19 protein-coding genes and 1 pseudogene are annotated in these 23274 nt (G+C 58.8%); 5 read left to right on the top strand and 15 right to left on the bottom strand.

Annotated features, from left to right (window positions below):
* The first annotated feature begins 4 nt into the window (after nucleotides 1–4).
* Entirely contained in the window at nucleotides 5–1225 is a 1221-nt protein-coding gene (locus tag DJ82_RS07435; protein ID WP_094581465.1) for an RNA-guided endonuclease TnpB family protein, read from the top strand.
* Nucleotides 1226–2228: 1003 nt separating this feature from the next.
* Here DJ82_RS07435 and DJ82_RS07430 read toward each other — a convergent pair.
* Nucleotides 2229–3698, bottom strand: coding sequence for an orc1/cdc6 family replication initiation protein (locus tag DJ82_RS07430; RefSeq protein ID WP_170938201.1), 1470 nt, complete (start codon nucleotides 3696–3698; stop codon nucleotides 2229–2231).
* Nucleotides 3699–4549: 851 nt separating this feature from the next.
* Between DJ82_RS07430 and DJ82_RS15710 the strand changes: the two are divergent.
* Nucleotides 4550–4669, top strand: a pseudogene (locus DJ82_RS15710) (RNA-guided endonuclease TnpB family protein); the annotation flags it as partial.
* Nucleotides 4670–5620: 951 nt separating this feature from the next.
* Here the strand turns inward: DJ82_RS15710 and DJ82_RS07420 are convergent.
* The 3 genes from DJ82_RS07420 to DJ82_RS07410 form a co-directional block, all read right to left on the bottom strand.
* A complete protein-coding gene (locus DJ82_RS07420) occupies nucleotides 5621–5956 on the bottom strand; it encodes a winged helix-turn-helix domain-containing protein (protein WP_094524451.1) in 336 nt (111 codons plus the stop codon).
* Between the two features lie 123 nt (nucleotides 5957–6079).
* Nucleotides 6080–6469, bottom strand: coding sequence for a winged helix-turn-helix domain-containing protein (locus DJ82_RS07415; RefSeq protein WP_094524450.1), 390 nt, complete (start codon nucleotides 6467–6469; stop codon nucleotides 6080–6082).
* A 99-nt stretch (nucleotides 6470–6568) separates the two neighbouring features.
* Nucleotides 6569–7741, bottom strand: a complete 1173-nt coding sequence (locus tag DJ82_RS07410) for an NAD(P)/FAD-dependent oxidoreductase (RefSeq protein WP_094581464.1) — start codon at nucleotides 7739–7741, stop codon at nucleotides 6569–6571.
* Nucleotides 7742–7967: 226 nt separating this feature from the next.
* Between DJ82_RS07410 and DJ82_RS07405 the strand changes: the two genes are divergently transcribed.
* Nucleotides 7968–8348, top strand: a complete 381-nt coding sequence (locus tag DJ82_RS07405) for a winged helix-turn-helix domain-containing protein (protein ID WP_094524448.1) — start codon at nucleotides 7968–7970, stop codon at nucleotides 8346–8348.
* A 70-nt stretch (nucleotides 8349–8418) separates the two neighbouring features.
* Here the strand turns inward: DJ82_RS07405 and DJ82_RS07400 are convergent, their stop codons facing one another.
* From DJ82_RS07400 to DJ82_RS07355, 11 genes are all read right to left on the bottom strand, one after another.
* Nucleotides 8419–12885, bottom strand: a complete 4467-nt coding sequence (locus tag DJ82_RS07400) for a PAS domain S-box protein (protein ID WP_094581463.1) — start codon at nucleotides 12883–12885, stop codon at nucleotides 8419–8421.
* Between the two features lie 90 nt (nucleotides 12886–12975).
* Complete coding sequence (locus DJ82_RS07395) at nucleotides 12976–13725, bottom strand: sensor domain-containing protein (protein WP_094581462.1); 750 nt, start codon at nucleotides 13723–13725, stop codon at nucleotides 12976–12978.
* A gap of 72 nt (nucleotides 13726–13797) precedes the next feature.
* Entirely contained in the window at nucleotides 13798–14640 is an 843-nt protein-coding gene (locus DJ82_RS07390) for a DUF4097 family beta strand repeat-containing protein (protein WP_241881457.1), read from the bottom strand.
* Between the two features lie 46 nt (nucleotides 14641–14686).
* Nucleotides 14687–15373 carry a sensor domain-containing protein gene (locus tag DJ82_RS07385; RefSeq protein WP_198948035.1) on the bottom strand — a complete coding sequence of 229 codons (687 nt, stop codon included), beginning with the start codon at nucleotides 15371–15373 and terminating at the stop codon, nucleotides 14687–14689.
* A gap of 110 nt (nucleotides 15374–15483) precedes the next feature.
* Nucleotides 15484–15756 carry a hypothetical protein gene (locus DJ82_RS07380; protein ID WP_094524443.1) on the bottom strand — a complete coding sequence of 91 codons (273 nt, stop codon included), beginning with the start codon at nucleotides 15754–15756 and terminating at the stop codon, nucleotides 15484–15486.
* Complete coding sequence (locus DJ82_RS07375; protein WP_241881456.1) at nucleotides 15753–16112, bottom strand: hypothetical protein; 360 nt, start codon at nucleotides 16110–16112, stop codon at nucleotides 15753–15755. The genes DJ82_RS07380 and DJ82_RS07375 overlap by 4 nt, the downstream gene beginning before the upstream one ends.
* Nucleotides 16109–16465, bottom strand: a complete 357-nt coding sequence (locus tag DJ82_RS07370) for a helix-turn-helix domain-containing protein (protein WP_094524442.1) — start codon at nucleotides 16463–16465, stop codon at nucleotides 16109–16111. The genes DJ82_RS07375 and DJ82_RS07370 overlap by 4 nt, the downstream gene beginning before the upstream one ends.
* 501 nt (nucleotides 16466–16966) lie before the next feature.
* Nucleotides 16967–17140 carry a hypothetical protein gene (locus tag DJ82_RS14785; RefSeq protein WP_158217290.1) on the bottom strand — a complete coding sequence of 58 codons (174 nt, stop codon included), beginning with the start codon at nucleotides 17138–17140 and terminating at the stop codon, nucleotides 16967–16969.
* Nucleotides 17141–17655: 515 nt separating this feature from the next.
* A complete protein-coding gene (locus tag DJ82_RS07365) occupies nucleotides 17656–18360 on the bottom strand; it encodes a YqjF family protein (protein WP_094527439.1) in 705 nt (234 codons plus the stop codon).
* Nucleotides 18361–18422: 62 nt separating this feature from the next.
* Complete coding sequence (locus tag DJ82_RS07360) at nucleotides 18423–18872, bottom strand: hypothetical protein (RefSeq protein ID WP_094581460.1); 450 nt, start codon at nucleotides 18870–18872, stop codon at nucleotides 18423–18425.
* A 435-nt stretch (nucleotides 18873–19307) separates the two neighbouring features.
* Entirely contained in the window at nucleotides 19308–20495 is a 1188-nt protein-coding gene (locus DJ82_RS07355; RefSeq protein ID WP_094581459.1) for a sodium:calcium antiporter, read from the bottom strand.
* 319 nt (nucleotides 20496–20814) lie between these two features.
* Here DJ82_RS07355 and DJ82_RS07350 point away from each other — a divergent pair, with 319 nt between their 5' ends.
* Nucleotides 20815–21465, top strand: coding sequence for a DUF998 domain-containing protein (locus DJ82_RS07350; RefSeq protein WP_094527442.1), 651 nt, complete (start codon nucleotides 20815–20817; stop codon nucleotides 21463–21465).
* Nucleotides 21466–21763: 298 nt separating this feature from the next.
* Complete coding sequence (locus DJ82_RS07345) at nucleotides 21764–23017, top strand: trans-acting enoyl reductase family protein (RefSeq protein WP_094581458.1); 1254 nt, start codon at nucleotides 21764–21766, stop codon at nucleotides 23015–23017.
* Nucleotides 23018–23274 lie beyond the last annotated feature (257 nt).

The raw sequence follows: 23274 nt of genomic DNA, 5'->3' as shown, positions 1-23274 counted from the left end.
CTCGATGAACTACAACTACAGGTATCGGCTCCGACCGTCCGACGTGATTGAAGAGCAGCTAGCGTGGACTGTCGATACCTGTAGGCAGGTCTACAACCACTTCCTTCACCGACTCAACCGAGCAGACGACATGTCGGCATACTCCGAACAGAAACTCCTGCCGAGTCTCAAAAAGTGGTGGAACGACCTGAAACAAGTCCACTCGAAAGTTCTTCAAAAAGTCGTTCAACGGCTGTACGACAACCTCTCGACGCTACGCGGACGCAAAGAGAACGGCTACCGCGTCGGGACGCTCAAGTGGAAAGCGCCGGGCGAGTACCGCAGTTTCACCTACAGTCAATCCGGCTTCAAGCTCAAGAACACGGGCGGTCGGACCCGACTGTGGCTCTCGAAACTCGGAGAAATCCCACTCACTTTCCACCGCGACCTCCCCGACGACGCCGAAATCAAGACCGTCACGGTCAAACAGGAACCGACCGGCAAGTGGTACGCTATCCTCGGCGTCGAAACCCCGGACGACCCACCTGCGAAACCGGAGACTCCCGATCGGTGCGTCGGTATCGACGTGGGGATTCTCAAGTACGCCCACGACACCGACGGGACCGTCGTCAAATCGCTTGACCTGTCTGACGAACGCGAGCGGTTGGAACGCGCACAGCGTGACCTCTCACGGAAACAGCACGGGTCTGCGAATTGGGAGAAACAGCGTCGAGTTGTGGCCGAACGACACGCCGACCTGAAGCACAAGCGGCGAGACTTCCTCCACAAGCTCTCGAACTACTGCGCCACCGAGTACGACTTTGTAGCGGTCGAGAACTTGGACACGAAGGGATTGGTCGAACTACCGGGCAACTCGCGGAACCGGGCAGGTGCGGCGTGGGGGACATTCCTCTCGTTGCTCGAATACAAGTGCGAACGCGAAGGCACGCACTTCGTGGCCGTCAACCCAAGAGGGACGACAAAAGAGTGTGCGTCCTGCGGCGTTTCGACAGAGAAGCCGCTGTGGGTGCGCGAACAGTCCTGTCCGGCGTGTGGGTTCGAGGCGGATAGAGACGCGAACGCGGCGTGGAACATTCTTTCTCGCGGCCTCGAAGACGTAGGAGTGGGATACTCCGAATCAGCGCCTGTGGAGACTGCGCTCCCTGTAGATACATCTGTGTCTGCAAAGCGCGTCGTAGAAACAGGAAGCCCCACCCTCAAGCGCGAGCCGTCAGGCGAGCGGTAGGGTGGGGTAGTTCACGCACGAACAGTCGAACAGAGTTCCACAGTTGAAGCATCTTTTTCTATTTGAGACAGACCACACCCCTGATCACGAGTGTATCCGCTGATAGATTCTCACCACACACACCGTGTACAAAGTGTAAATATGCCGTATTCCGACGACAGAGTGCTACTAAGCTGATTTTGTATTTTGGAAGAGACCTACAATCCGTAGGATAGCACAGCCTTAGCGGGGGACACCGTGTGAGAGATGAGCTGAGTAACAAGTCGAGTGAAAACAGCCCATGGGAAATGAAATTCGAACGATGACATCAGAAAAGCCGGAGACTGAACCAATATTCACATCAATGCCGGGAAGACGGTCGACCCTGAATTTACACTTCGATGACGGAGGGGGGAGCAGCTAGTTTTGATCACAGATACGTAGATATATTTGAGGGGCACCGATTCTGCGTTACACATCGATAGGAGGGTGTATCCGAATGCGATTTCCTGAACACATCGATAGAGGGGTGTCCACAAGAACTACTTCTCATGAACACGTTGACCGGTATTCTGATCTAGCGGTTTGATGTCGTTCGCTTAACTCAGCAAGACTGGATGGGCCGGATTACCGCCTAATATTTATTTTCCCGAATATATTCGTTTTGGCGGGTTTAACAGCGAATTACATATCGATAGAGGGGTGTATACGGGGACTAATAGAAACGCAATAATTGGCCTCAGATAGGTGACTCAAATAAGAATTGTGGCCCGATAACAGACAGCCAATACACATCGATAGAGGGGTGTATACGAGACCAAATGGAAAGGTAGCATTGTAGGGAAATGTCAACTGAAATGATAAAGAACGTGGCTTGGTAGCAAACACATCGAACACATCGATAGAGGGGTGTGCGGAAACTAATGGAAACTACTCATTAGGGGGGAGGCGGCCAGATACACAGAGACGGCCCTCTAAAAGAGCGCGGAGCGGACAGCTAACTACAATATGGCTGGAATCTCTACTACGTCTGGTTACGGATCTGCGCTTTGACGACAGAGGTGACCTCATCCTCAGAAATCGCTTCAATACGCGAGTCCTCTCGAAGGGTTTCAAGAATCGTCTCTGGCCGTTCTCCAAACTGGAACTCGAGAAACATCCCGGAGCTAGGGCCGTGACTCCGCCGCTCGAAGTCGACCAGCGAATACGTCGTGAGCTCTTTCATCTTATTCACATACGTTTCCTGGTGGTACTGATCGGCGTCAATAGCGTCGGTCAGATACTGATACACACGATAGCCAGTTGTACTCCTAGCGGTCCCGCCGTCAGTGTGGGAAGCAACCGCCGCAGTGGCGTACAGACAGAGCTTCTTCTGTGTGCTAATGCCGCGAACGACCTCCAACACCCGATTCTTTTCGACCTTTTCTTGTGCGGTACGGACGTGCTTTTCGCGCACGCGGGTGTCGCCTTCACGTTCAGCTAATTCGCCGGCGACCCGCATGAGATCGATCGCCTTTCTGGCGTCACCATGCGTCTGTGCTGCGAATGCCGCTGCGAGTGGGATCACGTCGTCGTCGACAACGTCGTCATGGAACGCGTCCTGACGGCGTCGAAGAATTGCTTGGAGTTGGTTCGCGTCGTAATCGTCGAAATGGACGTCTTCAGGAGTTAACGAACTGACAGCGCGACTCCCAACAGACTCCATCATCTTCGTGTCGTTTGAGATCGCAACGACCGAAATGTATGCGTTCAACTCATCGTTTGCCCCAGCTCGGGAGAGCTGATACAGCAGTCGTGAAAACGCGGGCTCCTGTTTGTCTCGCCGTCCGACGAGCATATCCAGTTCATCGAGGACAAACACAACAGAGTCGAAGTGCTCGTTGACGATCCGATAGAGCTCATCCCACTTCTCTTTCGTCGCCACGCCGTGTTTAGGCACCTCGATAGGGACACCTGCCGCATCGGCAGCCTGCTGAACGAGTTCATACACGGCGATACCAAGCGTATCCAAATCCTGGCAGTTCACTTCAATAGTGCCAAACCGGATGTCGCGGCTTTCACAGATACGGCTGATATTATGGCAAACAGCTTTTGTAATGAGGGATTTGCCTGTCCCGGACGGTCCGTAGAGAAATAGATTGGGGGGGCGGTTGTCACCGAGCGCAACGCGAAGCATCTTGGTGACTTCTTGGAGTTGCTCGTCACGACCCACGATGCGGTCCTCTTCGACAACGTAATTCGGATCGAGTAGCGCTCGGTCCCGAATCAGCCCGTCCTGATCGTCGAACTCGAGGAGCATGTCCTCGATAGACTGTGATGACTCCTCGGAGTCAGCCTCGTCTTCAGATTGTGAGTTACCATTTGTGACGTGAGAGGATGAAGACTGTCGCGAAGGATCAGACTGCGACGCATTCGACAGCTCAGCTTGAGCCGTCAACTCGTCCTCCGACGGTCCCCGGGTATCTGCGGGATCATCGGAGTCGTCAGTACCCATATGCCAATTGATACCCGCCTCTATCAAAAAGGTTCCCCCACCTCTATCGAAGTGTGATTAGCCGTGTGAAACCCGTGATGCCGGATTAACCGCTTGATAATCATGATAATGGGTTAACTGGCGGTAGCCGGTGACGATGTGTTCGTGAGTACACGGTCGAAGACACACACCCCTCTATCGATGTGTTTTGCACAAGAGTCCAGAGGGATATCTGCGTTACGTCAGGTCAATCCACCGGTGATCGGTAGAAACCACACGCCTAACATCCTCTTGAACGGGTTTGGACGATAGAATGGTAGGATAGAAAACGTTGTCTGATAAACCACAGAACACAAAGGGCGCAACACATCGAACACATCGATAGAGGGGTGTGTGTGTATCGTGTTAGTAGTAAAAGAAGAAGAAGAGAAGAAGACGATTTCAGCTACGGATAGAGAACTGTTAATAGAGGCTATCCCGCTCATACGACTTCGTGGCGCCGTCAAGTGGCAGTTCCTCGACGCAAGATTTAGGTTTATCCCCCACCCCGTGAATACATCGAACACATCGATAGAGGGGTGTGTGTCTCGACGTTCGACGAGTAGACAGTCGCGTTCGTTGGGATCGCACCGATGCCTGCGACCAAGCGGTGAATGCGGCACTGACGGATCGCCTCTTCCCGCCTATCTCATGGCTCCCACGACAGAACGTGAACACATCGATAGAGGGGTGTCTCTTCGATCACGGGCTCCATACAATCGAGACAAAGTGTGTCAATCCGAAATCCCTTGCAATCATATTTAACCAACAAAATTCTTTCATCCGCAAGCGTGTTGGTTAAGACTGAGTCACGTTCGCGAACGCATTTAGTTACGGCACCTAGTTTGGGTGTGGATAGGAGTACCGGCTGGTTGGCACAGCCCGGTGTCTACCTGTATGATCTCACCTACGGATTCCAACCGCAGGCTGAGGTGGTAGACTGCAAACCTTGACATCCTCCCCGCGCTGAAGCGCGAGCATTCCTTCGTGGGGCGTCGGGCCGTTCCGTCAGCCCCCGAAGGCAACTTCCCCTCCCGCTGGAGGGTACCGAGTTCGTGCGCTACACGTCGGCCCTCGAAACGAGGGTATGGTGTATTCAACGTCCGAGAGGGACGCGGTATCCGCTTGTGCCGTACCCGATACCGCTTGACCGAAGCGTCCGAATACCTGGCAACCACCCACGGTTGGAACGTGGACGGACACGGGTCGTGCCATCGACCGTACTCCGCCGACGAAGGCGGAGTGCAACCGCGAACGGGGCGTGTTTTGATGTGCTGTCGCCCCCTCGTGTGCGCGGTCGTTGCCGACCGTCCCCAGTGACGGGTAGGGTTACTGTGAGGACGGCGGACGAACCCTAACCACGTACTCCCCACCGGGTTTGCCGGTGGTGGGCGTGGAACCGTCCGTATCAGCGGGAAGCAACCCCGTGTCTTCCGATTGAGAGTTTACGCGATTGGCTTGCTGCACGGCACGACGCCGGGCTACTTGATAATGTCGGTTGTTGAGGGTTTGTCGGATTCATCCCAGCGCTAAAGCACGGGGCTTTCTCCTCGATTTTCCGTAATATCCCCATCTCGGGATTCCTCCGCCTGAAGAGGAGGACGATGTCAATGCCAGCCGAGTTGATGAAGCCGTTCGGTTACCACTCGTTGAAGCTGATCTCTATTCTTTGAATATATTCTCCTCCGGAACAGTTTGTCGCTAAATGTAATATATTAAACACTGAAGAACCCATCAACTCAGAAAATATCTAAAATTATTCGAGATAAACAGACCGAATGAAGAATATAGTTCGGTTTTAAATAACTAGTGGTAGTTCAGTGTAGAACATCTATGATTCACGGCAGGACTGGCGATCGATGGCCGTATCGAACTTTGATCGATCGGGGCAAACCGAGAACCTCCTAGTCACAGAATCGAATAACGAGTTCGCGAGTTCGGAGCGCGTAGACGGTCATTTCTCGCCCTTTTTTCGAGTACCACGTCTGGGTGGGCTCGATGAGGTCCCCATCGACGAGGCGGTCGAGATGATAGCAGGTGTTCTGAAGCGATGTCCCGACTGCCGTGGCGATCTCCGAGGCCGGCTTGGGCTCTTCCTCAATCGTGGCAACGATCGCTCGCGCCGTCGTTGAGGAGAGCAGCTCCCAGACAGCTGCGGACTCGTCTCCGGTGACAGAGAGTCGTACTTGATCTTCCGGTACGTGTTCGACCGGCGGCTGTCGTGGTAACGCACTATTCATTGTCTCGTGTCAGATCGCCATTGTCCATTGGCTTGGATGGTCGTGAGGAACACCATTCGCATAAAACCGACCTAGCGCTTCTTGACCGGAGACGGTGTCTGGTCTCATCATGGTTTGCTGCGGTCACCGTCGTTCCTCGGTCGTTAACCGTACCGTGACCGACACCGTGCCCGATTCGACTGTCACGTGGAGTCGGTCCATCCGTATTTGGTACGTTTCACAGTGGTGTCCGTCGGGGTCGACGTACAGTTCGGTCGCGACAAGCCCGGCCGCTTCGAGGCGGTCAAGCCGGCGGTAGACCGTCGCCCGCGACGCCTCGCAAGCGTCTATCAGGTCTCGTCCACGCTTGGGACCCCGACAGAGTGCTTCCAGTATATTCTGCGTGTGTTCGTTGTCTAATAGCTCGAGTAGTACCGGGGCCGAATCGGCCGTCCGCGGCCCTTCGGAACCATCCCCAGACGTACTGTCACCGTCCGGTGATGATTCGGTCGCCAAATCGGCAGTCGTTGCCATCGTATCACTTCATTATCGCTCTCTCCCCTATCCCTGCTGGCTACGTGTACTACCACCGACCACCAGACGGGGCTATTCAGATAGATGTGTGATGCATTATCAACGATCTGCAGCAATTCCATGTTTAAAAGAATGAGCGGCTCCAGTCACGTGACTAAACGCGAGCTGTCGAGCGAAAAACAGGAGCCGAAGCTCCGGTGACAGTGACAGATCGGGTGCTTGTACGTCGTCAAGCCAGGTTCGGAACCGGGCCGAGAGCTTTCGGCGACGCTGTTCGTACGACGAAAGCGCCTCCGTCATCGTTCCGGACGCGTCCGTGATCGCCGCTGCGAGCGACCATGACGTTTCGATATCCGTGCTGGGACCGAGATGCGTTCCGGGGAGGGCTGTTCGCGCGGCCGGCCCAATAAGCCCGATCTGTCCGGTCGATACGGACGTCGGAGCCGCGAGCCGTACCCGGCGGTACTCGAACCCGCCGTTTTTGAGCACACGTCTGAGGTCAGCCGGCGGCGAATTGAGGTGACTAAACCGATCGGCGATAGCGTCGGCTGATACGGCCGCGCGAGCGGGAGTCTCTGCCGTCGTAACGAACCGCAGGGAGGTGCTGTCACCAGTTGGAGTCGAGAATGTTGCCGCCGAGGGACCCCACGATTCGGTCGCTCTCGACGTCGTTTCGAATTGGTGACATTCCCACGTGTGGACGCGTCCGTCGGGTTCCGCCGTTTGATCGGCGCTGAGAGACTGGTCCGCCGTCACTGCGACGTCGAACGACTCTGTCCCTTCGTGATCGAACGTCGCTTGGACTCCCGATGCGGCCGACTCGAGTGCCGTCACGGCTCTGTTGGTCTCTCGAACACGGCCACGGACGGCTTGCTCTAACAGGGCCCGCAGTTGATCTCGTTTAATTGCGACCAATGCGATCTCGGTCGACCCGTCCGCCTCCCACGACTTCTCGCTGCTTGTCCGATCGAGTTCCGTCACCGGCGTGCCACACCGCTCCACCGACTGCCGCAGCCCCAGCTGGTCGAGGACACGCAACCCGGGCTCCCAAATGACGGTCACACGCGGCGGTGATCGGTCGCTCGGGGACGGAGCGAGCAGCGGATCGAACCCGGCTCGGTCGAGCAGTCCCGCCGTCACGAGCGCTGAAAAGCCGGTGTCGGCTATCAGTATCTCCTTCTCCCGGTCGCGGTGTGTTCCCGAGACGCCGTTGTCATACTGCCGCGATACGACGGGCGGTGCTCGTGTCGACCGTTCCTCACCGGCGTTCATTGCCGGTCACGCAGGGATCCGGGCGTCCGATCGCTTGGACCGATACAACACACAGACCGTCTGGACGACAGCATATAACAACCGATGGACGGTGGTCTCCCTAAATCGGCAACCGCTGTTTCTGTGTATGAGAGGAAGGCGGGTAATATGAATAGCCCTGTTACTCCGCCCCAATCAGTTCGGACTACCAGTACGCTTGGGTAGAGCGGCGTCGTTGTCGTCTCTAATGACGGCGCACCTCCTAACGACCGACCCAGACGAACGATCAGAGACCCTCGGAACCGACGCGAATCGCAACCCCGAAGTCTCGGCGGAAGAGCTACTCGCACTGTTCGGTGATGAGTACACGTGCGACATTCTCACGTCCCTCGAGGGGGAGCCGAAGCCTGCGCGGGCACTGGCCGAAGACTGCGGCATGTCCCGTCCAACCGTATATCGACGCCTCAACCGCTTAGCCGACGCCGGCCTCGTCGATGAACGGCTACAGTTAGCCTCGGGCGGCAACCACAGAAAGGAGTTCCAGCTCGTGATCACTGCCGTTACGTTCGACGTGAATGAGGACGGATTCGCTGGCTACATCGATTCCCCTGGTCGCGATATCGACTGACCGTCGCTCGAGTCGAGTCACACCCATTACTCGTATACGCCTCCCGCCTCGGGTCAAACGCACGGGCGACTTACCCCGACTCGGTGTCGCCGAACAGCAGGTCGAACACCTTGCGCTCGCCGAGTCGGATGTGTTTGTTCACCGTCGGCTGCGTGATTCCGAGCGCGTCCGCCACGGCCTCCCCGCTGCTGTCGCGCGGCCTGTTGAAATACCCCATCGCGTGACCCGTCTTGAGCGCCTCGTACTGTCGTTCGCTCAATCGGTCTTCGAGCCGACTTCTGATCCCTCCCGGTGTCGCCTCTGTCTGGCGGTTCTGGCGCTGTGCGGTGAGCTCCAACGCCGGGAACGAATCGGTAATGCGGTCGACGATCGTGCGAGTGTCCGCTTCTCGCGGGAGTTCGACGATCAGCTTGACGACTTCCGGCGTCGCTCGACTGTGACGAAGGACTCCACCGTACTCAGGAATAGGGGACCCGAACCACGACGAGCCGCGACGTTCGAGGACGGTCTGCCCGCCGCCACGGGACACGACGGTGACCGACCCGGGGAGTAACTCGTCGGCCCGCTCGGCGACCTTCGACGGCGAGTCCGACTCGAGCGTGTAATAGACGCTGATCGACTCGTTTTGCCGCCGGACCGTCCGTTCGAGCCGGACCGGACACTCGAACTCCCGGGCGAGCCGAGCGAACGGGAGATCCATGTCACTCCCTTGGAACTCCAGCTCCAGCGTGTCGTCCGACTCCAGCGCGCGGCGTCGTTCGATGGCCGTGATCGCGTACCCGATCGAGGTGCCCAGCTGTGAGAGGATGTCTCTGTCCCGATCACCGAACGCGTCGGTCTCGTCGGCAATAACGGTCAAAATGCCATAGGTGATACCGTCGTACGCGAGCGGAACCGCACAGACTGCGCCCGCTCCCGCCCGCAAGAGGTCGCGCCGCCAGTCGCTCCGACGACCCCCCGCTGCGGGATCAGTCACTACGCGCGACTCGCCCCGTTGCCACGCGTCTCTCGCCGGATGGAGATCCGAACGATCACGGTCTCCCCCAAGCGCTCTTTCGACGTCTTCACGCGTCGTGCCGACGACGGCCCGGGGCGTCAGTCGGTCAGTTCCCACCTCGGCCGTCGCGACCCACGCGGCGGTAAACGGACCCGTCTCCACCAGCTCCTCACAGACGGCCTCCTGGATACCCTCTTGAGAGGAGCGAGTCGTGATCGCGGCTTCGACGCGGCTCGTTACCTCCGTGATAGATTCCAGGTGTTCGGCACGCTCCGTCTGTTTCGCCAGCTCCTCACGCCGATCCTCCAGTTTGCGTTCCCCGTGAAGCCGATTCAGCGCGGCCTCGAGCGTCGCGGCGACGATGCTCGCAGCCTCCGTGTCAAACGCCTCATCGGCCCTCCACACGGCGAGGATACCGTTCCCGCCGAGCGGGACCAGCAATACGGTGTCGTCACTGTCGATATGAAGCACCGACGCCGCCTCCGCCTCCACCCGTCGGATGGTCTCGTCGACGAACACCTCCCAGACAGCGGTATCGGCGGCCGTCACCGAGTCCAACTCGCTCGGCGGCGGCGCCTTCGGGCCCGTCGCAATCGGATCGAGTTCCCCGGCCGACGATCCGTAGTGGTACACGGCGGTCGCCGGCATATCGAACACCGTTGCCGTGGCCTCGGTCGCGACGGTACCGGCCTCGGTCACGGTCTCAGCCGTCGTCAGTTCCGCGGTCGCATCGTGGAACGACTCCAACGACCGCTCGCGTTCCTTCTGTTGCGTGACGTCACGGCTTACGATGACGACCCGCGGAGGCCCATCCTCCCACTCGGTCGGATAGAAGTCCGAGCGGACCCATCTCCGCTCCCCGTCCGGTCGTTCGATGCGGAACTCCCTCGTGTACCGCTGGTCCGCGTCGCCCTGCTCGACGGCACCGCTCACCCGCTCGACGAACGCCATGTAGTCGTCGTAGTCGTCGGGGTGGATCGTCCCGAAAAACCCCTCCTCGTGCGTCTTTTGGAGCTCATCGAGCGATCGCCCCCAAATCTGGTCGTATCCGGAGCTGACGAAGTCCGGGGCCGGCTCCGGCTCCGTCAGTTCAGCGGCCGGCGCGAGGAAAATGGTCTCGTCGATACGGTCGACGATGGCCTCGAGTCGGCGTTGGTTCTCCCGAAGCTGCCGAGAGTTCGCGACACGCTCGAGCGCACCGGTGACGTGGCCTGCCAGCACCTGCATAATGTCGACGAAGTACGACGCGTACTCGTCTCGGTGCCCGTGGCCCGCCGCCAGCAGCCCCCGGCCGCCGAGCCGCCCGAGGACCGCGGCTGTCAATGGGTTGTGGTCACGATGGCGGCTCGGATCATACGTCGTCGCCTCCCCGCGCTCGAAGAGCTCGTACTCACGGTCACCGCGCGTAAATGAGTCCGGACCGATCGGCATCTCTTCGACGGGCTTCGTTCCGGCGGCGTACTCCAGCCGCCGCCGATCATCGTCGAGACGCCAACACGCCGCCATCGGTAGGTCGAGCACGTCACTCGCCGTCTCGACGGCGATCTCGTACACCGCGTCCGCCGTCTCTGCGCCCTGAAGGCGTTCGGTGGCCGTCTGGAGCTGCTCGACGGCTCGTTCGCGCTGGCGGCGCTCAGTCACGTCCCGAATCGTCGCTAGGGTTGCCGGCGAACCTTCATGCTGAATACGCGACACAGACGTCTCCAACGTCAGCCGTGTCCCGTCGGGTCGTTCGACTTCGAGATCGTACTGGTCTGGCGGAGATTCTCCCGCTACCCGCCGCTGGTAGCGTTCCCTGACGAGATCGCGATACCCTTCGGTGAACACACGCTGGAACGGCATCCCGAGCAGCGCCGACTCCTCCCGGCCAGTCATCGCCGTGAACTGCTCGTTGACGAAGACGTATTCGCCGTCCCTGACGACGACCACGCCGTCGGTACTCTGCTCGACCAGCGTCGAGTATTTTTCGCGTTCCTCCTCGATCGTCCGTTCCCGACGCTTCCGTTCGGTGATGTCGGTGTACCAGACGTACGCGTGTCGTCGACCGTCCACCTCGAACGGCAACACCCGAAGCAGGAAGTCCCGGACCCCGTCCGCCGATTCCCGTCGGACTTCCGTTTCCACCGGCTCGCCGTCGATAACCTGTCGGCGGATCGCATCATACCCTTCCCGTTCAGAGTCGGGGACCACAACGTCGGCTATCGGCCGGTCTGCTGCCGTTTCGTCGTTGACGCCGAAATCGGTCTCAAACGCTGAGTTGACCTCGGTGATATACGGCTCTCCGTCGACGAACTCGACGGTCATAATCGGATCGGGCGTGTTTTCGAAGAGAATAGACCGCCTGTCTCGCTCGGTTTCGAGGCGGCGCTGCCGCCTACGGCGTTCGGTGATATCTCGTGAGATGGCGAGGAACCGTTCCTCGCCGTCGATAACCGCGCTGGTCGGATTGACCTCTAGCCACCGACGCTCGCCGTCCGCCGTCTCGATGGCTTGCTCGTACGGCTCAACGTCGTCCCCCTCCGCTACTCGCTCGATAATTCGTGGTATCCGCTTGGGGTCAAACGATTCAGTCGCTACCGTGATCCCCTTCGCACCCCGCTCTAAGAGCGTCTCACGGTCGTACCCCGTTATCGAACACAGCGTCTCGTTGACTCTACACAGCTCTCCGGTTTCCGGGTCGTGAACGGCGATCGCGTCGTTCACCCCGTTGAATATCTGCTCGTACTCGCGTTCCCGTCGTTTCCGTTGCGTAATGTCCCGCTGAATGGAGAGCACACGGGGTTTCCCGCCGATCATCGCCGGCGCTAACGTCGCTTCTAACCATACTTTCTCCCCGATTCGCGTCCGGCCACGCCACTCGACTGTCACCGACTCATCGGTTTCCGCGACCTCCTTGATAAGCTCCCAGCCGCGGTCTGCTGTGTACCCCTCCGCCGAGACGCTGAGCCCGTCAATACCAAGCTCGCGAATCGTCTCGATGTCGTCGTATCCGAGTAGCTCGTGATAGGATTCGTTGACGTCTGCGAACTCACGGTTTTTCGGGTCGAACACGACGATGGCGTCGTTCACGCCGTCGAATATCTGCTCGTAGTCACGACTGCGGTACTCTCCCTGTGTCAGTTCCGGAGTCGTCGCGTCGTCCTCCGTCTCTCTGCGCTCATCCGCCCGTTCCCGATCAGCGATCGTTTTCAGCCACTCAGCCGCCACCTTCGGGCTCGACAAGATCAGTGACCGCGGAACATGGGCCGTCGCACCGCCCCGGATCGCCGTCTCAACGCCGCCCGTATCCGTGGTAACCGCAACGACGGGAAGCGGCGATATTTCGTCCGCGAGCCGGTCGATAACCGATCCCCACGACGCCGACGGGAGGCCCTGCTGAACGACGACGGCGTCGACGCCGGAAAGCCGGGCGGTATCGGCAGACGACGACAGGGATACTACCTCTACCGAGAAGGAGTCGGGATCGATGGAGCGGAGGAGGCTCCCGATCGCGGCGTCTCCGACGACACCGATCCGATACTGTTGTGAGACGTTGCTCATTGAAGAAAAACCAATTTAGGCAATATGTTCGCTCGGTACACAAAACTATTGCCAACTGAAAGGTCGCTGTGAACGCCCCCACGCCGAGAGTTATCTCACCGTTTTCCCGGGACTGAGCGTTAACTCTGCCCAGCGTGCGCAGATCCACCCCCCTGCGGTTATGATATTCATCCCGAGCAGCAGAACGAATACCCCGAGTACCGACAGCAGTAGTGCTCCCGGAAGCGTCGAAACTTCCCACGACGTGAGACGAACGATGAACGAGATCCCGACCTCGAACTGTTCCCAGGGGACGACGAGCGAGAGTTCCCGCTGAATCGGTTCAGGCAGGAAGACTCCGACTGAGGTACCGGGCATATCGTAGTACAGCGGGGCTCCGAGCAGCGACAGTCCGACGGAAAGGACGACCACGATGACCGTGAAAGCGGCGACACCGATAGCCAGCTTCGAGAGTACGAAGATAAGCGACCCCCACAAAACGGGATTCGTCAGCACCGTCAGTACCTGGTCACGCAGTCGAGACGCTTCCGAAAGCCCCCACGACGGGGCAGGGATATCGGCGCCGAGCAACCGCCGCGCTACAACACGTTCGGCGGCGGCGACAACCACGACACCGCCTAACGTCGCTGCGAGAATCGGCAGGCCGATCAAGAGCACTGACAGGCTGATTCCGAGTGACAGCCCGACAACGGTGCCAACGAAGTACCCGATTCCGAGCGGGAACGCGAGGGCGAGATACAATATCACCCCATACGTCCGGCGTCGAAACGGAACTAACACCACCTGTCGAACTGAGGGGAGGGTGGTCGAGACGTCCGATACCGGGTCCGAGAGAGCCATCAACGGAACGTTTGGTGTGTCATCGTGTATAAATTCCCGTCTTGTCGTCGGGGAGAACTGCTCCGGCGCTGGTCAGGCCCGAAGCAAGACGTCTCCGTCGTTGGTATGCGCCCGTAGCGGCGTGGTACCGTCGCCGACGACCGCCTCCAGTTGGGACTCCGTCTGACTCCGGATCTGCACCCCGGAGGCCACGTCGCTGACGAGTATTTCACCGTCGGCCGTGGCTGCCGTGAGTACCGTATCGAGCGTCTCTCCTATCCGCAGGACCAAGTTGCCGTCCGACGACACGACCTCGGCGTCATCGGCCACAGCCGGGACGTCAGTCGCAACGTTCCCGTCTCGGGTGCTGATCTCGCCGACACGCGCCGGGTCCCGCACCTGTATCGACCCGTCCTGCGTGGCCGCCGAGAGCGTACCGTCCGTCCCGTCGACGGAGATGTCTCCGTCGCTCGTCTCTGCTGTGACGTCGCCCCGAGCGTCAGTGATCTGAATCGCGCCGTCTCGGGTGCGGAGCGCGGCACCGTCCGGGACTCCCTGTGCCGTCACCGCCCCGTCAGCGGTCTGGAGCCGATCAACAGCCATCTCCTCGGGCACATACAGTTCCAAAGACACGCTTGCTCCGCCGAGACCGATAACGTCCGGCTTGTCAGTAGTGATCTCGACGCGGTCAGCAGTCGTTTCCACGTCGACCGTCAGTTCGTCGAGCGAAACGCCACCAAACGCCTCCTTCTCGGCGATGATCTTGACGTCATCGCGCGGTTCGGCCGTGAAGGCGATCGCGTCCGTCGCATCGACTACCGCGAGCGTCGCGTCCGTCGGCGGGTCGACCGTCCGCTCGTCGGTCGTTCCGTCGCGTTCGATCCGGACGAGGGACCCGCAGCCGGCGAGCGTGCTCGCGATTGCGGCGCCGGCCACGCCGAGCACTCTCCGCCGAGAGGTATCGGCGTCTACCGTGTTGCGGTCAAGCATCGGCACCAGCTGTCACCGACGTCTTCGAACCCCCGAGTAGCGCGTTCGTGAGGAAGCCGCCGAACCGGGCCAGCCCGTTGAGCAGGTGGAGCGACACGATGACGAGAACGACGCCACAGCCCGCGCCGACCACCGCTTCGCCGAGCGTATCGACGACGTACGGTCCGAGCGTGTAGGTCATGCCCGGCGCGTCGTACAGTATCGGGAGCGACAGTAGCGTCACCGATATCGCACCCGCAGTGACGACGGCCGTGAAGGCGACGACGCCGAACACGAACTTCAGCCCGACGAGTAGCAGCCCGGTCCACGTCGCCGGGGTCGTGACGACGCGTTTCGTCGTCTCGATGACCTCGTCGACCGATCCGAAATCTAACTCGACGTTCGGCGCCGACCGATTGACCTCCACGTCGAGGAGCCATTCGGCCAAGTGGGCCTCGAAGGAGCCGATGCCGAGCGTCACCACGAGCGTCGCGACGATGATCGGGACGCCGATTAGCGTCACCACGAGACTGAGACCGGTCGAGAGCCCGGTCGTGATCACCGTGAAGTACGCGATCCCGAGCGGGAACGCTAACAGGAGGTACGCGAGGTTGCGATACGTCTGCCGCTGAAACGGCACACCGACGAACTGTGCGAGCGCGTCGATCGGTGAACTTGGGGACCAAGCGGGTTCGCTCATGTTGCGACTCTACCTTGTGGCGAGACCCACGTATAAAATACTGAGCGCTACAGCGCGGGCAACGCTCCCAAAAATATAAATACGAAAACTGGTACCCCAAGCCCCAGACGTTACGACGTCACCGACCGTGCCAACGCTCCGAGTCCCGCCAGGTGGGCCACCGTGACACCGAGGACGGTCACCGCGTCCGAGAGCGAAAGCAGGGGTGTCAGGACGTAACTGATCCCGTACGGTACCACGGCGATGCAGACGACGCCAACTGCCAGCAACAGCATCGTCTGGCTCTCGTTGCGCCGGTGACCGTCGTACGCGAGATACCCGACGTACGCTCCGAGACAGGCGGTCGCAATCCCGCCCGCCGTCGCGATCACGGGCAACGTCATCGGTATACCACCCCGAGGATGACGAGCAGCCCGCAGAACTTGCTCGCCGTCACCAGAATCGTCCGTTCGGTACCCGTCACCGAGTCCACGTTGCCGAACGCCAACCGAAGGAACATCGGGAGCGGAGCTAACAACAGCAGTCCGATTGTGAGATACAACAGCGGACGCCGACGCGTCCGTAGGTACCCGCGTGCGAAGCGGTACGTGACAAACACCGCGAGGACGACGGAGAGGAAGAACGCGGCGATCGTGACGGCCGCTAACGCGGCGTTGTCGCCGACGACCTCCACTTGTAAGGGAAGCGCCGACTGTTCGGCTTCGGCCAGTCGTGCCACGGTGAGACGGAACAGCATCATCCGGAGAGTTCCTCGTACAGTCTGGTCAGTCGGTCGGCGGCCGTTTCGTCGACGTACTCGACGTCGACCTCGAAGCCCGCTGCGGTCAGATCGATCGAGACGTGATCGAGCCGTGCGGCGTACACTTCGTGAGGCCCCTCGTCGGGGTCGATCTCTTGGACGCTCTCGACGAGATCCTGCTGTTGGAGCCGTTCGAGCCGCCGATATACCGTCGCCTCTGACGCGTCACAGGCGTCACAGAGCGCACTCGCCGAGCGCGTCTCCTCATATGTCTCGATGAGGATCCGCCTGGCGTACTCGTCGTCGAGCAACGAGTACACTTCGCGGGCGTCGACCACCAGCTCGGGGACCATCCGCTGGGGAGTCATTTGGACGCAACTTAACACTCCCGACACGACGAGTCTTATCGGCGGTTGAGACGAATATCATGGGGCTTGACCCCGAGGTGATTCACCGGCTGGTCGGAATCATTCAGTAGAGAAGCCTCAGTGGTGAGAGACGTCGCGGTGTTTCTCAGACTGAGACAGTGGAATACCCTTCTTGATACTTCCGCCTCAAGGAGTACATAGCCGCCGACCGGAGGCGGTTGTCACAGTATCCGGTTGCTTGGTAGCCCCCCTCCAAACTCTTGCCCCGGTTGGATCGATCTCTCCGCTCGATCCCATCGGTTGCTTGCCCCCCTATCGCTTCGGCCCTCCTTTGAGCCCGGTTCTCTAATCGCTATTAATTACCCCTGCCTTGGTCTGTTGCAATCTTCAACCGGTGATATGCTCTTAGAGCCGTGCTGAATACAGGGCGCTAGTCAGCGCTGAACTGTCGGTAAACGATGGAGGAATACTCTCCGTACCAGTAATTCAGACGTTCAGGGCATTCGATAGCCTGTTACCACCTTCGGTGGCCATGAACACGGCGAGAATCCGCCAAGCGAGCGCCATATCGGCAAAAGCGGGAACCGTGAACGTCGTAATGACAAGGGCGACCGCCCCGAGGACTTCTGCGGCCCCGATGGCAACAGCCGTCCTGTTCATGAGTATAACTACTGTTAGAGACTGTCTCACTACAATATACCGGTAATTGTGGCTCTGTTGAAATCCTATTCTTCAGATATGTTATCGCCTGAAACCCCCAGTCGATGAGAACTGCGTATCGAGCGTTGAAGATTCTACCAGCTCAACGAAATGTCCCGATAGTCGTGCGAGATACAACGCGCGTATCGGTCACGGACTTTCTGGCGAGCAGTGATACACTGAATCGTTCGATACACAGGATGTACTGACTGAATCAGGTGATCCCCTTCTCGGTGTGCGGTGTGCTGAAATATGCGTCTTGTATGTGGCACTGCGTTGGCTACATGCTTGATTTCGGCCTTGTTTAGACGCTCCTGAACGCCTCGGTTAGTGGCTACGCAGGGCGAACAGAACCAGTCCCTGAGCGCCTCTCGACCAGCTCTCGCTGTGTAGACATCGGCCGTAGCGGACGATCTCCACCGCGTCTAAACAAGGCTCTTGATTTCTGTTCCTCGTATCGGCGTCTGTCTCAGCGGTCATCCTGTGTCCGCTCGCAGTCGTTTGCTTGGAGACGCGATGACATCGAGCCCAGGACTGTAGTAGTACACCGGTTCTGTGTCTGGGCGGGCGAAGCCATCGGCCCGCAATAGTGTATCGGTTTCGACGGTTGCGTCGGCCGGGTACAGCGTCCATGTGTTGTGATCGACATCAGTGTAGCGGAGAGACCCGTCAGGCGCTTCGGTGTAGAATCGGTAACGCTCGACGAGGAACTCCGCCAGCGGGTTGGTGGGCGCGTCGAACGGTTCGCCGGTCGGCCAGTAGGTGCCCTCGTAGCGGCCGGGGCGGGCACCAGGATGGTGGCGCCGGCTCTCGAACCGGACCCGGCCGTCGTTCATCTCAAGCGAGATTCGGGCGTAGTAATACGGCAGGTGATGGAACAGCCGGGCGCCGGTAACGCTGGTGAGTCCCTGTGCGTCGAGGCTGAAGAAGTAGACGCTTGGCACGCCGTCGTGGGTGACGTACGTCCGGACGTTGATCTCTGGGAGCTGCACGCCGAGCGGTCGCGGGACGCCTTTTGGTCGGACAGCAACGTTCGTGAACGGGATCACCGAGAGCCACGCGCTCCCGTCGTGGCAGTCTGCGGTGAGTGACGCCGGGAGATGGGCGTCCATCAGTTCCGGATCGACCGGCCAGTTCTCAAACAACAGGTGCCGCCACCCCATCTCCAATGGAACGACCATACAGGGCAGTGAGGGTCACCGACAAAAATTCCCTCCGTTACACTCGGGGTTCCGAACAGAGTTCACTTGGCAGCCGAGCGAGCGCGTTCGTATAGCGTCCCAGTGAGGATGCTGGCCGGCAACGCAATCCACGACGAAGCGAGGAACGCAACAACAATGATACTACTGCTGCCGATGACGGAGTCGACGAGGGGACTGCCGGTGGCGACGGCGGAGACCGCGGCGAGTCCAACTACCAATGCGCCGGCGACGAGATAGGCCAACGCCATCGCCAGCAGACCACCTATCGCACCACTATAGCGCTGTGACGGGGGGACGACTCGCCAGGCCACGATACCGGTGACAAACAACAGTGGGGCGACGACGGCGGAAAGACCGAGAGCACCGGACAGGAGCCCGACTGCAGCGTTGGTGAAGAACGACTCACCACCAAAACCCACCCCAATCAGTAGGATCCCAACCCCGACAAAGAGATAGTAGAGAGTTGTGACGCCGACTGCCGTCAGTGCCATCACGTACCCCGCACCAACGTCACGATCTCCGCCACGTGGGAGTTGGGTGAAGCAATTGAAAGGGGAAACTGCGAGTCGCGGGATGGAGACCATACAGTTACTTCAAGTCCGAATCAGTTAGTGTTTGACTGCCTCAACGCAGGCTATAACGTGGAACTCGTAGCATACACTTCCCGAGATTAGGTAACTGAGGAGTCGGAGAGAGTCGCTCTGTTCGCTCTTCTACCTATTCACAGTCTGTCAGTAACGGTGTGACCGACTCAGAGGGTGAGTTCAGCACGACATCCCCATTTCTTTCACGCTGAAGTCAGCGAACCAGCTGTTCAGTAGACCTGCGAACTGATCGATGAAGAAACTACCAGAGAAGAGTGGTATTCGTCCTGGTATGCAAGATGGAACGTGCATATCTCGCACAGAAAGACCGAATTCGGGTCGCTATTCGCCGACCGGGACGCCGCTGAACACGATGAGCGCGATGACCCAGTAGGCGACGTAGAGTCCGCCGAGTAGGACACCGTGCCACCGTTTGACGTTGCCCGTGGAGAAGAAGTAGGCGGCGAGCGCTGTCACGATAATCATGAACGGTAGATGGAAGATGAGGACCGAATTAGAGATGCTTACCTCACTGAGGAACATTATCACGCCGATGTTGCCAGTCACCGAGAAAAGAACGCTCCCAATGACGTTGCCGACACCGATCTCCGGGAAACCCCGGCGGACCGGCTCCAGCGTCAACATGATGTCCTCAAATGTAAGGATCAGGGTGAGTATGGTCGCCCCGAAGACGGTGCCGGAGAGGCCCAATCCTTCGATCACGACACCGGAACCGCCCTCAAGAAGCATGGCCGCGAAGACGATACCGACGAGTGCTAGAATCGAGAGGCCGAGCCATACGACCCCAGAGTTCCCGTGGTCACCGAGGAACCGTTCCTCGGGGATCTCTTCGAGTGAACCGGGACGGGCCATGCCGCCATCGGCCCGCAAGTCCTCGACTTCCTGCCCGAGTTCCGTGTTCCGGAACACCGGTACGTCGCGCTGACGTTCTCGGATGATAAAGTACCCGAATGCGAAGACGAAAAAGATCGTCAGGATGACCCCGTGAATGGCCGTCAGTGTTCCGAGCAGTACGAAGGGGACGAGGATGAGCGGTCCGAGGCCGAAGACGACGATGTAGTCTGTAGGCAGGTCAACCGGGAACGGTTCGACGAGCGCCGCGAGCGCGAGCGTCAGACCGATGATCGCCAGCCCTGTGCCGAGTGCCGACCCGAGCGCCGCCTCCTCCAGACCCCCGGCCGACAGGACCAGCGCGAGGACCGTGTCGTCGAACTCGAAGCCGGTGAAGATGATCGCCAGTGCGAACAGCGACATCTTCAGGTTGAGTGAGGCACGTGCGAGGTAGCTGATGAGCTTCTCTGTAGACAGCGCTAACAGGAGTGCACCGCCGAGCAACACGATCACCGCCCCGATGGTGCCCTGTTGTTCAATAAACCCCTCAATAGCTCCCTCGATGCCACCTTCTTCCTCTCCGGTTTCGCCGCCCTCCTGTGCCGCGACGGGCGCGGCGCACAGCGAGAGGGCGAGGATACCGACCAGTACGACTGCGAGTATGTGGGCTTTTCTCATACATTACCGAATGGGTGGCCCAAACATGAAGCTGAGTTTTCAGGTAGGGGGTTTCATTGAATGATTCTACACGGAGATTCCTACACGTAGCGGGTGGATAGTTGTGGAGATGGGTCGGTTCACCAATCACACCGGTAGATACGCAGACACACTGAGCAACTGCCGTATTGTCTCTAGCACCGTGACCGATAGACTCTCTGCATCGGTCACGCCCGTACTGACAGACACTGAGTAGATCGAAGCGAGATTGCTGCATACACAGCGCGTAGTCAGCACAGATCACCTGGGTATTTTTATGGGTAGTAAATCAGATTGATGCATGATAACACGCAACTCGGCCGGTAAATGGGGTGGTCTCGTTGGTGTTGTCGGGATGGTTATCTGGTGGGTGGTTGCGACCGTGTTGGGACTCATGTGGCCCTCGTACAACGCGGTGACTAACGTTATTAGCGCGTTAGCCGGGGTTGGAGCTCCGTACGCTGGTGTCCAGCAACTCAATTTCTACATCTTCGGTGCGAGTATTATCATATTCGCAATTGGGCTCCTCGCGTGGAGTGATAGGGGCTGGCGACTACTGGTTGGTGTTCCGCTCCTTGTCGTATTTGGAACTGGCGTCATCGTGGCTGGATTCTTCCAGTATGATCCGAACAACCTCGAAGCGGCGACCACCCAATACCACAACACCGCATCACTCGTGACATTTCTCGCAGCAATACCGGCAATCTCAATCACCTCGTGGGGACTCAACCACGATGCTCGATGGCCGAACTATCGAAACAAGTTCGTCCCGCTAGGCATCGCCATCCTCACCATCGGTGGATTGGCCATCTTTCTCGTGAGCACAGGATCTGGCCCGAGCGGGTGGATGGGCCTCGGCCAGCGGATCTTCCTGCTTCTATTGACGGGCTGGCTTGCGTACCATGCATTTTTGCTCTATGGACTCAGCGATCGGAGTAATGCATCCGCATAACCACGATCGAAGCCACCTGAACCGGATGATAGAGAGAAACCGAATTGCTGAATTCATCCTCTGTATCTCGCACGTAGCTTCTATCAGCTCCGAAGGATTTCAACAGAGCCGTAATTGTGTAAACCGACTAGACGACTGGTTCGCTGGAGGGAGCGGACGGGTAGGCACTGCTGAATCCATCATCTACATCTGACACAGCAGTTCCTGATAGAACCCCGATAAGATGGTTCCACTATCTTCGGTCAGAGCCTCGCCCAAACAGTTGAGGTTCTTTGCGTCATATTGGTAGTAGAAACCCGTGTCATCTACAACAACCAACTACGATATCGTGGTCTGGGGAGCCACCGGATTCGCTGGCCAACTCGTCGCCGAACATCTCACCAGTCACTATCCCGCTGCTGAACTGTCTGTTGCTCTTGGTGGTCGAAATGAATCTAAGCTCCGCCGACTCGCAGAAGGGCTTGCGAATGAGTCTGATCGAGAGGGGGTCCCCATTGTCGTCGGTGATGCCACCAAACCGGCGAGCCTCCGCGGGATAGCCGGCCAAACGAAGGTCGTCTGTACGACAGTCGGGCCCTACACAACATACGGAACACCACTCGTCGAAGCCTGCATTGAGGCTGGAACCGACTACTGTGATCTCACCGGGGAGATTAACTGGGTTCGAGAGATGATCGACCGCTATCACGACGATGCTATGGCTGCCGACGTGAAAATTGTCCACAGCTGTGGGTTCGATTCGATCCCATCCGACCTCGGGGTCAAACTGTTGCAATCGTACGCTATCGAGGAGTTTGGAGACTCTTGTGAGTTCGTTCGTATCTATCTCGAAGATGGAAAGGGTGAGGTGAGTGGCGGCACCTTAGCTAGTGCGGCCGAATTATTCGAAGCCGCCGCAACTGATCCGATTGCCCGAGAAACAGTATCGAATCCGTACTCGTTGGCTCCACCGGGCGAACGCTGCGGTGTCGATACAGGCGAACAACGACGACCACAGCGAGATTCCATCCGCTCGATATGGACGGCTCCCTCGCCGATGGCCGCCGTCAACGAACGGGTAATCCGACGGAGCAATGCCCTCTTGGAGTATCCGTGGGGCCGAGAGTTTCGGTGTACAGAGGTCATCCCAACCAGTTCTGGGATCGGCGGTGCCGCAGCAGCCGGCGGGATCGCACTCGGCTTGGGTGTCGGAACCGCTGCGATGAAGAGTCGGCTGCTTCGGCGTGGATTGCGTCGGTTCGTGTTCCCTGAGCCGGGCACAGGGCCCTCGGAAGCGGAGATCAAATCAGGTCACTTCTTGATTCGCGTCATCGGCCGAGGGACAACGACCGACGGGCCGTTCACTGTCATGAGTGAGATCGGAGCCGAACTGGATCCTGGGTATGGCGCAACCGCCCGGATGCTCGGAGAGGCTGGGATTTGCTTGCTGCGAGGTGAGACGGTGTCACCGCTAGACGGTGGCATTCTGACGCCCGCTTCGGGGATTGGTGATCCACTCGGTGATCGACTTCGGGATGTTGGCTTCACCGTGACCGCTGGTGAGTGGCAATGAGCAACACATCATGGCGATGACTCTCGGGAGCTAATCGTGGTATTCAACCGCTTACCGAAAAGCCGTGAGGACTCATTCTGCACACTGGAGCCCGCTGGGTGTCAACTTCATTCCAACACGTTCTTCGACGTATTCGTTATGAAAGTTACAAGGCTAAAACCCCGTGCTTCAGGGCGGGGATACAGCCGACAAACCCTCCACTGACCACGTTCGATAGCACAGCCAGATATGCCACGCCAACCGATATCATTAACAAA

Source organism: Halorubrum sp. Ib24 (genome assembly GCF_002252745.1).
Classification (GTDB): domain Archaea; phylum Halobacteriota; class Halobacteria; order Halobacteriales; family Haloferacaceae; genus Halorubrum.
The sequence above is the reverse complement of the archived record's forward strand: the minus strand, read 5'-3'. Positions and strand labels throughout refer to the sequence as shown.